This window comes from Shewanella sp. ECSMB14101 (genome assembly GCF_000773485.1).
Classification (GTDB): domain Bacteria; phylum Pseudomonadota; class Gammaproteobacteria; order Enterobacterales; family Shewanellaceae; genus Shewanella; species Shewanella marisflavi.
This window is the reverse complement of sequence record NZ_JSFF01000003.1, coordinates 269,483-280,476: the sequence shown is the minus strand read 5'-3', so window position 1 is coordinate 280,476 and position 10,994 is coordinate 269,483. Positions and strand designations below refer to the sequence as shown.

Annotated in this window: 8 protein-coding genes; 5 read left to right on the top strand and 3 right to left on the bottom strand. The window is 44.5% G+C overall.

Annotated features, from left to right (window positions below):
• Positions 1 to 92: 92 nt before the first annotated feature.
• Entirely contained in the window at positions 93 to 2,495 is a 2,403-nt protein-coding gene (locus tag NY07_RS04890) for a Lon protease family protein (protein ID WP_033538205.1), read from the bottom strand.
• 327 nt (positions 2,496 to 2,822) lie between these two features.
• Here NY07_RS04890 and NY07_RS04885 point away from each other — a divergent pair, with 327 nt between their 5' ends.
• Positions 2,823 to 3,758: a sensor domain-containing diguanylate cyclase gene (locus NY07_RS04885; RefSeq protein ID WP_033538204.1), complete on the top strand. Its 936-nt coding sequence runs from the start codon at positions 2,823 to 2,825 to the stop codon at positions 3,756 to 3,758.
• A gap of 1,023 nt (positions 3,759 to 4,781) precedes the next feature.
• On the opposite strand, the gene NY07_RS04880 is transcribed toward NY07_RS04885, so the two are convergent.
• Positions 4,782 to 5,969, bottom strand: a complete 1,188-nt coding sequence (locus NY07_RS04880) for a tyrosine-type recombinase/integrase (RefSeq protein ID WP_373681770.1) — start codon at positions 5,967 to 5,969, stop codon at positions 4,782 to 4,784.
• Positions 5,970 to 6,390: 421 nt separating this feature from the next.
• Here NY07_RS04880 and NY07_RS04875 point away from each other — a divergent pair, with 421 nt between their 5' ends.
• Entirely contained in the window at positions 6,391 to 7,962 is a 1,572-nt protein-coding gene (locus NY07_RS04875) for a DUF3369 domain-containing protein (RefSeq protein ID WP_033538202.1), read from the top strand.
• A 54-nt stretch (positions 7,963 to 8,016) separates the two neighbouring features.
• Here the strand turns inward: NY07_RS04875 and NY07_RS04870 are convergent, their stop codons facing one another.
• Positions 8,017 to 8,499, bottom strand: coding sequence for a hypothetical protein (locus tag NY07_RS04870; RefSeq protein WP_033538201.1), 483 nt, complete (start codon positions 8,497 to 8,499; stop codon positions 8,017 to 8,019).
• A 264-nt stretch (positions 8,500 to 8,763) separates the two neighbouring features.
• On the opposite strand from NY07_RS04870, the gene ccoN reads away from it, so the two are divergent.
• From ccoN to NY07_RS04855, 3 genes are read left to right on the top strand one after another with little or no spacing between them, the layout of a single operon-like run.
• Positions 8,764 to 10,191, top strand: a complete 1,428-nt coding sequence (ccoN, locus tag NY07_RS04865; protein WP_033538200.1) for a cytochrome-c oxidase, cbb3-type subunit I — start codon at positions 8,764 to 8,766, stop codon at positions 10,189 to 10,191.
• A 12-nt stretch (positions 10,192 to 10,203) separates the two neighbouring features.
• The gene (gene ccoO / locus NY07_RS04860; protein WP_033538199.1) at positions 10,204 to 10,809 is read left to right on the top strand and encodes a cytochrome-c oxidase, cbb3-type subunit II; all 606 of its coding nucleotides are present in this window, start codon (positions 10,204 to 10,206) and stop codon (positions 10,807 to 10,809) included.
• A 15-nt stretch (positions 10,810 to 10,824) separates the two neighbouring features.
• Positions 10,825 to 10,992 carry a CcoQ/FixQ family Cbb3-type cytochrome c oxidase assembly chaperone gene (locus NY07_RS04855; protein WP_033538198.1) on the top strand — a complete coding sequence of 56 codons (168 nt, stop codon included), beginning with the start codon at positions 10,825 to 10,827 and terminating at the stop codon, positions 10,990 to 10,992.
• Positions 10,993 to 10,994 lie beyond the last annotated feature (2 nt).

Genomic DNA, 10,994 nt, shown 5'->3' with positions numbered 1-10,994 from the left:
TTTTTAGTCCCCGCTTATCCGCGATGAACCTAAAAAAAGCCGGTGATTCACCGGCTTTTTTTATCCCTTACGAACGATTTCCGCGCTTAATGTTAATCCGGCTTTTTATCACGCAGCTTAATATGGTCTCTCAGCTTTTGTAACCTATCATCAGCTTTGGCGTATAAGGTATCTTTCGGGTAATCCTCAAACTCAAAGTCTCGCTCGCCAGCCGGCAGACCCGTTAAGATCTCTACAGCCTGATTGACATGCTCGATAGCCCAGATAGAAAACTCACCCTTAGTAACCGCGTCAACAATATCCGCACGCAGCATCAAGTTTTGCACGTTGGTGTGGGGAATGATGACCCCTTGTCCTTTATGGCGGCCCTTTATCTTACACACATCGAAGAAGCCTTCGATTTTTTCATTTACGCCACCAATAGGCTGCGCCTGACCAAATTGGTTCATGGAGCCAGTGATTGCCACATCTTGGCGCAGTGGCACCTTGGCAAAAGCAGACACAATGGCGCATAGCTCAGCCATAGAAGCACTGTCGCCATCAACGCCTGAATAGTTTTGCTCGAAGGTGAGGTGGGTCGTCAGTGGGATTTTATCTGTTTGTCCAAAAATAGACGCAAGATATGCGGTTAAAATCATCACCCCTTTAGAGTGGATCTGTCCGCCAAGTTCTACCTTACGTTCTATATCAAATACGGCACCTTCACCCAAAGAAACGCTTGCCGTGATCCGGCTTGGCGCGCCAAACTGGTGATCCGATGTAGCAACCACAGACAAGGCGTTTATCTGGCCAATAACACTGTGTTGGGTGTCGATAAGTGTCGTACCGTTGATAAAACTTTGCATCACATGATCCCTTAGCCTGCACACCCTCAATTCATGGTTATGCAGTGCCTGCTCAACATGGCTGGCCCGGATCATATTGGCATTACTGGATTTTGCCACATAATTTGACTCTCGCAGCAAGTTAGCAATGTCGGCTGAGTGTAGTGACAATTTGTTTTGTGCATCGGCCTGACGTGCACTGAACTCTATGATGCGTTTAATAGCGTTGCGGTCACAGTGCAACATATTATTGCCCTGAACTATGCTCGAAATAAATTTTGCATACTGAACTTCGGACGCATCAGTGCGCGGCATTTCATCTTCAAAGTCTGCGGTGACTCTAAATAGCTCTTTAAATTCAGAGTCATAATGTTGAAGCAGTTGATAGGTTTGATAGTCACCAAACAGAATAATCTTAACGTCCAAGGGGATAGCTTCAGGGTCGAGCGAGATGGTACCTGAAAGGGTGACTTCACGTTCTAGCGAACTGAGGCTGAGCTTTCTTGAACGCAGAGCGCGTTTCAAGCCATCCCAAACATAGGGTTGCTCTAACACTTTAATGGCATCTATCATCAAGACACCACCATTGGCCTTATGTAGGCTGCCAGGACGAATGAGAGAGAAATCAGAGAAGATAGTACCTTTATAGGTCGCGTTTTCAATATATCCGAAGATGTTATGGTAGTTTGGGCTCTCTTCAATGACGATCGGCATCGGGATATCGCCATGATTTACCAACACATTGACTTGGTAACGCCGCGGCATCTTCTTTTCTAGTGAGGCGTAGGAGAGGGCGATCTGCTCATCATTCTGCTCTAGAAAAATATCCAAATTATCAATAATATCTTTATGCATATCATTGAGGTGGCTCTTAACCTCTACTATATCTGTGTAGCGCTCCTTTAAGGGCTCAAGCAGATGTTGTAATACCTCCTGGGCAACTTCTTCGTCATGCTTTTGTTGTTTGTCTGAATAGCTTTCCTCCCAGGCAGTAAACTTGCGTACCACTTCGCGTAGCTTGGATTCGAGACTACCTATATTCTTTTCGAGCTTAGCTTGCTCTTTTTCGCTAAGGGCGGCAAAACTCTCTTCAGTGTGAGGTTCTTCACCATTCATCGCGACCAACTCATAGCTGCCTTGAGCATTAATGGACAGACTAATTTGCTTCGAGGCGGCTTCTTTGGTGATTTGCGTCAGTGCTGATTCTTGTTTGTCAGCCAGCTGCGCTTTTAGTTTTTCAGCGCGGGAATAGTAAAGCTCATTGTCGAAAGCCAGGGGGAGGGCCTTTACCAACCGCTTCATAAGCTGCTCGATATCAACTTTAAAACCTTGTGCCTTACCTCGAGGCAACTTCAGCACCTTTGGGGTCCGGGCATCATCGAAATTAACCACATAGCACCAATCGAAGAGCTGATGATGGCCATTGGGATCGTATCTATCGAGATAACGCATCACCATAGTTCGTTTACCTAAGCCATTACGACCTATGGCATAAATGTTATAGCCTTTATCTTTCATCGACATGGCAAACTCAACGGCTTGCTGCGCGCGCTCTTGGCCTACGATTTCGTTAAGTGGTGTTAACTGTTTGGTAGATTTAATATTGGGATCGAGTAGAGCAAGTGTCGAAAATCGGTATAGCTTGTCACTGGCAAGAGGAGAGATAGACATAGGCGAGAGCCCTCATATGACAAATATTAAGCTCAGTGTAGGCAGCTCATTTTTTAATTTACAATCATTTTTTATGTTGAATGAAAGATTTAGCGCATCTAATGAGTTGTTCGCTCAATATGTAACCAATGCTGCCGGTCCAGCGATTAATTTTTCAAATCCGTTTCATTCAATATGACAAATTTGCATGTAAGGTTAAGGCTCAAGTAGATTCTTTTGACTCGCACATCGCCAATAAGTTGGTAAGATAGCGCATGTTGCTAAGCCAACTATACTCTTTGTTATACACAGGGACCGTGAAGTTTAAATAATAAGAGATCCTGATATATGCCCCATGACGTTCCTAATCTAAATCCTGATCTACTCCAGTGGTTGGCTAATGATAGTTACCTACTTCAACTTACACTGGGCACCTTGCCTGTGCCCATCTTTTATAAAGATATAGAGGGGGTTTATCTGGGTTGTAACAGTGCATTTGAATCATTTATCAAGCTCACGAGAGAAGAACTGATCGGTAAGAGCGTCTATGAACTCTTTGATGCCGAATTGGCTGACGTCTACCAGCGCGCCGATCAGGCATTATTTGATAAGCCTGGTGTACAAATCTATGAGAAAGAGATTAAAACTCGAGAAGGCGATGCGGTTTATGTTCGTTTTCATAAGACAAGTTTTAACGACAATCAGGGTAAAGTTGCCGGGCTGATCGGCGTTATTTTCGATATTACTGAGCAGAAGGCTCTCGAAGCTCAGTTAACACACCATGCCATATATGATGATTTAACCCAGTTTTATAACCGCCGTGAAGGCATTGCCATAGGCGAGCGCCTGCATCATGCCTGTAGCCAACAACAGGGAGAACTGGGGATCATTCTTATCGATATCGATTTCTTTAAGCAGATTAACGATACCTATGGTCATATGACAGGCGACGAAGCACTGCGCCACATCGCCACCATTTTGAAACAGCAGCAAGATCCGCAGGATGTATTGATGCGCTGGGGTGGTGAGGAGTTTGTCGTTCTGGTTAATAGACCTTGTGGTGCAGAGCAATCCTTTAAGACGTATCTCTATAACCATGCGCAGGCTTATTGTGATGCCATAAGACAAAATCGTTTTCAGGTAGGCGATGATGTGCTGGAAATTACTTTTAGCTGTGGGCTAAGTATCTTCAAGCCAGGCAAGCACCTGAACCAGATGTTACATGACGCAGACACTGCCTTATATAGAGCCAAAGATGCGGGGCGTGACAATGTCAGTTGGTAGTAATTGCTCCCACATATCGTATTTAACATAATATACATTGTGCGCACTTCTGTGTGAGGAGATTACTAAATCGATACAATAGATGCTGTAACAGCCTCTATCGGGTAAATCATACCTTATCAGTGAGTACACAAACTTTTAATGCTTATCGTTTGGTATCTGCGAAAATAGTAACGGCATACAGCGACTATCTTCAATATCGAGTATCGGTCTCACTAGAGATCGTCTGCAGTTATTTACCATTTTTTGTTGAGTAGCTCATTTAATCTTATTTCTCGACGCTTTTGTTGATAAGGCCCATGACAACTAACCGCTATTAATCCCTATAGCGAACTATCATTTCATTGAATATCGTAAACCAGCCACCTAAGCCACGAACTTATTTGAACATTTTGTGATTCTGACACGCGTTTCTACGTAAAATCTGAGTGGTAATCCCCCTAGAGATATAATTTCATGCACGTAGCGACGCGCTATATATGAAGGATTATTTTAGATGCCAGTAAGAACCGTTTTATCTAACGCTTAGCATGACCTTATGTTAGAGCCCAACAACATTTCATGATTAACACTGTTTTAGTGCGAACCGCTGTAAAACAAGAATTCTGTGCAAATCCTGAGAGCAATGAATATCGGAAAGCATTGAATTATTGCGTGCCAATCCTTAGCCGTAATGCCAAGATTTATCATAGGTAAACGCAATGCATAGGTAAACTCAGTGGCAAGGTTAAGCGCGCTCGTACAGATAAAAGCAACCCTCATAAGCGATTTGTTGCGAGCACCATTACTGGCGATACATAAAATGGCCCACTGCATGATTCAAATCTGGCACGTAACCTTGGGCACCTAACCTTGATCACGTTGAACCAACAGATAAAGCAATGCTAATAGATTAGTGCTAGATGCACATAAACTCGGATTTTATTGAAATGCCGATAATGAGACTTATCGGCATTACTTGAATCAAAATAATGACACTCGGTCATCATTAAGTTGTGCCGTTATTTCTTTTCGTTATTTTGGTCAATCAATCCCTGCCAATCTGTCCATGGGCTTATTCGCAGCACTTTGATGCCTTTCGGCTTGCGAGGTATGTAAATATTGTGACGTTGTGTCAATACTCTCGTGCCCCGCATCAGCCTGAACATGAGATAAAGGCCTTCGATTCAGATTGATATCATGAGTTATCCCCGTATGGCGGATATTGTGAACGGTCAATTGGCGCATGGATTCAGCATCTTGGATTAATCCATCATTTTCAGCGCTATTGGCGGCCTGTTCAATGAGATGCTGAACCTCTTCTCTCACCTGTCGGATCCCCAAGTTTGCAGTGACCAATCCAGCGTCTCGGCCACGACCGGCAGCCCTGTGTCTTATAAAGATAGGGGTTTGTTCTTGATAAGTCGGCAACTGAGTCAACCCTAAATAAGCTCGATACGCTTTTAACGCAGCCAATAGCTCATTTGACAAGGGTATTTGACGCGCCTTACCCCCTTTACTCTTTGGTATATGGAAATGCCAAATCCCCGTCTGCTGATGCTGCTTAAACTGCCCCATGATGGGACTGTAACCCGCTCGCGCACTGACATCGGAAACCCTTAAGTAGCATCCGTAAATCAGCTTAATAAGGAATAAACTCCGTTGGTGCATTTCTGGGTTTTGCTTAGCCAGTTTTTCAACCGTAGAGATAACGTAGGACCACTGCAACTCAGAAAAAGCGAGTCCACCGCCCTCCTCTTCGCTCAGTTGAAATTTGCGTTTGTGCGCAAACTTGGAGTGATTCATCCAGGCTTGGGCAGGATTACGTTCGCAATAATCTTCAGCCATAAGAAAGCCGTAAAAGGATGACAATATAGCCATCTTGGTTTTTAAAGCATTGTCACTTAATTGATAAGGTTGGTTTTTCTTACCGACAAAGGGTCGCCAATTGGGGTTAGGGATTCGGGTCTGAGTTAACTTATCAAATTTGAACTGAGCGACATTAAAGTAACCTATCAATGCCGTTGGCGGTGATTGGCAGTAGGCCACAAACCTATCCATATCTCGACGAGTCACGTTCGCGGGTGAAACCTGGCACACGTCGAAGCACCAATGCAAAAAGCTGGTTATTTCACTTCGAAAACTCTTGTAACTGTTTTCATTATCTCGCTGAGCAAAAAGCAGATCACTCGCTAATTCGTAGACTAAGGCCGCATCTTCTATACCACCCATGGCTAACGCCGTAATATGCTGATTGATAATGGGGTTGCCAGCATCGATATGCTCACTGGACTCAAAAAGAGGCAAAGTCTGCAATCGGATATACTCCTGTGAAACGACAAAGCGATGTAAGAAAAGTTAGTCCGGTCTAACTATAACAATTATAAAGAAAAAAGCGGATGATATATTTCTGCTCTATGACTGGCGCAAGCTATAAGCCAATATCTAATCTAGCATCAAAGACCATTTTCTCTCCTATTGAAGCGTCTAATGGACGCTATAACCACTTATGATAATGAAATACCTCCAAGTGAGTAAAAAATTACTAAATACCTAAATTGTTCTGTAATTTTATCTAGTTTCCCAGCCAAATGTAGCACCAGTTACTACACTAATAACTAAGATCAAGTGAGTTAACCAATGAGGGAAACGGATGCTGATTGATATGGCAAAAAAGAGTCCACTGTTTTCTGGTAAAAAGAAATCAATCGAAGCAGAATCTGGACCAGCCTGGCGCATACTGATAGTCGATGACGAGCCCGATGTTCATACCGTCACTAAACTCGCTTTGTCACGATTTAAACTCGACCACCGTGGCATCGAATTCATCAACGCCTATAGCGGTGAAGAAGCAAAACGCATTCTACTAGAAGAGCAGGACGTCGCCATGGCTTTCATTGATGTCGTCATGGAAAGCGATCACGCCGGCCTCGAGTTGGTTAAATGGATTAGGGAAGAAAATAAAAACAAGAACATCCGGCTTATCCTTCGCACAGGGCAGCCCGGTCAAGCTCCAGAAGAAGATGTGATCGTTAATTACGATATCAATGACTATAAAGCAAAAGCAGAACTTGATTCGCGAAAGCTTATTACCAGCGTCTATTCCGCACTGAGAAGTTATCGGGATATCATGGAGATTGAAGCTGCGAAGATGGCTCAAATTCGCTACCGGGAAGGACTTGAGCGTGTACTTAAAGCAACCTCCGGCCTGTTTGAGCTGCGCACCTTACATCACTTTGCCGATGGGCTATTAACGCAAGTCGCCAACCTACTCAACCTTAACAACGAAACCTTACTGCTGACCTGTAATGCTATCGACGCCATGAGTCAGGATCTTAGCCCTGACAAATTGCACATACTGGCGGGCACTGGACAGTTTGCCGCACACCATGAACAAGTGATTCCAGAACCCATTGAAAAGCTGTTAAAGCGTGCGTTAAAAGAGCAAACCTGCTTATATGAAGATAATCTTTTCGTGGGCTATTTTCCTGCAAAAAGCGGCTGGATTAACTTGCTCTACATGGACAATATTCACGCCATTGGCGACCTTGATAAAAAGCTTATCGATATCTTTGCCATTAATGTGGGGGTTGCGTTTGAGAACCTGTTACTCAATAAGGAGTTGGAAGACACCCAATCTGAGCTTATTTTTAGGCTGGGTGATGTCGTTGAGAGCCGTTCAAAGGAAGCTGCAAACCATGTTAAGCGGATGGCCGAATATTGCTATCAGCTGGCAAAGCTGGCAGGACTGGACGAGCAGCAGGCGGGGCTGCTAAAGCACGCCTCCCCCATGCATGACATAGGTAAAATTGCCACGCCAGATTCAGTGCTATTAAAGCCCGGAAAACTAACGCCTGAAGAGTGGGAGATCATGCGCCAACACCTAGCTATTGGACACCAAATTCTCGGTAAGTCAGAACGTCCAATCCTAAATGCCGCAGCGATAATTGCATTACAGCATCATGAAAAATACGACGGAAGTGGCTATCCTTCTGGCTTAAAAGGAGAAGAAATTCATATCTTTGCACGAATCGTGGCCATTGCCGATGTTTTCGATGCCCTGTCTCATGAGCGCTGTTATAAGCCTGCGTGGCCAATCGAAGAGGTGATTGAAGAGATCGCTCGCAATGCTGGCAGTCATTTTGACCCCAAGTTAGCGCACCTCTTTATCGATAATATTGAAATATTTAATAAGGTTAGGCTGGCACTGAGTGATAAAAACTAAGTATACCTTAGCCACTGATAGACTGCGTTAAAAGCGGGTGTCAGTGGCCTCTACTTAGCTATCGGCTAAAAAATCAAACATAACCACCTTGGCTTCACCTTGGATTTTAAAGCTAGCGATAAGTCGCCACACCATATAATCACTGCTGCATGAACCGTATATTAGCGGACCTTGATAGGTGTTTTTACCTGTTTGGCTTAACTTAACAGGGATAACCCCCATAAACATATCTCTTCCTTCTACCCTTACCGATAACTCTTCTAAAGCGACACTGCTGGTTAAGGTCACCTGCAAGGGCTTTTCACTAGGGGTATTTTCTGGCGAAATAGCCAATGAGATCCGCTGCCCGCTTAGCTCTCTGTCGCAGGTCTTTTGGCTAAAGTCGCATAGTGTCTGGTCAATTTCAAAGGGAGTTTTGGTAGCGTTTTGGTCAAGCTTTGGTAATTGTTTTTCTGATGGTTCGCAACCACAAAGCAGCAAAGTAACAATAAGTCCGGCTAAACGCCATAAATCAGGGGAACGCCATTTTGATAGCACAATTATTAACCTTTTGAATCATAGTGTTTACATTCTATCCAGGTAGTTTGATCTGGATCAATAATGGATGCCGCATAATTCCTATCTTTTTTGATATTGCTCAAGTATCATTGCGTTACTCGGCATTAATTTGCGTTAATGTTGTGTAACACATTGACACAGTCATGTTTGTTTCGTAGGGAAACAAGCCTTTGATGTCATTTTACCGGGTAAAGTGCCACTTTACTCAAACAATAAGTATAAGTAATAAGCAGTGGAAGCAATATGATGAACCATTCCCAGCCTCAAGGCGCTGATTACAATTACACTGTTGTCCGCCAATTTGCCCTTACCACAGTATTGTGGGGCATTATTGGTATGACGGTAGGTGTATTGATCGCGGCCCAGTTAATCTGGCCACAACTTAACTTCGAAACTCCCTGGCTCACGTACAGTCGTCTAAGACCTCTGCACACCAATGCCGTGATTTTCGCGTTTGGTACTTCAGCGTTATTTGCAACATCCTATTATATCGTCCAGCGTACCTGCCAAACCCGCCTATTTGCACCTAAGCTAGCTGCATTTACATTCTGGGGATGGCAAGCCATTATTCTTTCAGCCGTTATTACTCTGCCGCTTGGTTTAACCAGCAGTAAAGAATACGCCGAATTGGAATGGCCTATCGATATCGCTATTACCATAGTATGGGTTGCCTATGCCGTTGTGTTCTTTGGCACAATCGTTAAGCGAACCACGTCGCACATCTATGTGGCAAACTGGTTCTTTGGCGCCTTTATCATCACGGTAGCTGTACTGCATATCGTTAACTCTATGGCAGTACCTGTCAGCCTGTTCAAGTCATACTCATTATACTCTGGCGCCGTCGATGCCATGGTGCAATGGTGGTATGGCCACAACGCCGTTGGCTTCCTGTTGACAGCTGGTTTCCTAGGTATGATGTACTATTTCGTGCCTAAGCAAGCTGGTCGTCCTGTTTATTCTTATCGTCTATCTATCGTTCACTTCTGGGCATTGATTGCACTGTATATCTGGGCGGGTCCGCACCACCTACATTACACTGCGCTACCAGACTGGACACAATCACTGGGTATGGTTATGTCGCTGATCCTATTTGCACCTTCTTGGGGTGGTATGATCAACGGTATTATGACGCTATCTGGTGCTTGGCATAAACTTAGAACTGACCCTGTACTGCGTTTCCTTATCGTTTCTCTCTCTTTCTACGGCATGTCGACCTTTGAAGGTCCAATGATGGCGATTAAGACAGTGAACGCGTTATCTCACTACACCGACTGGACTGTTGGTCACGTTCACTCAGGCGCGCTAGGCTGGGTAGCTATGGTTTCAATCGGTTCACTTTACCACCTTATTCCTGCGGTTTACGGTCATGGCCGTATGTACAGCACTCAGCTGATTAACGTTCACTTCTGGTTAGCGACAATCGGTACCGTTCTCTACATCGTTTCAATGTGGATTTCGGGTGTTATGCAAGGTCTAATGTGGCGTGCAGTAAACTCTGACGGAACCTTAACCTACAGCTTCGTTGAAGCTTTGGAAGCGTCATACCCATTCTACTTTGTCCGTTTCTTAGGTGGCCTGTTCTTCGTCACAGGTATGCTACTAATGGCATACAACGTGTTTAAGACAGTAAAAGCACCAAAAGAATCGTTGCCAGCACTAGCTGAAGCATAAGGAGTAGATTTGATGAAATTTAATCATGAGATAGTCGAGAAAAACATCGGTCTGCTGGGTATCTTTACCGTGATTGCCATCAGTATTGGCGGTTTGGTACAGATCACTCCCCTGCTTTTCCAAAAAGACACAACAGAGCCAGTTGATGGGCTACGTCCTTATACTGCACTGGAGCTAGAAGGTCGCGACATCTATATCCGTGAAGGATGTGTTGGCTGTCACAGCCAGATGATCCGTCCGCTGCGTGCAGAAACTGAGCGTTATGGCCACTACTCTGTTGCCGGTGAATCCGTTTGGGATCACCCATTCCTATGGGGCTCTAAGCGTACCGGTCCAGATTTGGCTCGTGTTGGTGGTCGTTACAGCGACAAGTGGCATGAGGTTCACCTGTTGGATCCACGTGCAGTAGTACCACAATCAAACATGCCTGCCTTCCCTTGGCTAGCTGATAACGTCCTCGATGGCGAACTCACAGCTAAGAAGATGGAAGTGTTCCGCGGTTTCGGTGTGCCTTACACTCAGGAAGAGATCGACAATGCCAAGAAGGCTGTTGAAGGTAAAACTGAGATGGAAGCAATAATTGCATACCTGCAGTCGCTAGGTCACGCACTGAAATAAATTGGAGGCATGAATATGGATTACGGCACAGTACAAGGGATTATTACCATTGTTGTCATGGTGACGTTTGTCGGTATTTTTGCATGGGCTTATAGCGGTCGTCGTAAGGCTCAATTTGACGAAGCCGCTAACCTTGTTTTCTCTGATGAAGAGAAAAGCAAGGACTCAGGAGAACATAAGTGATG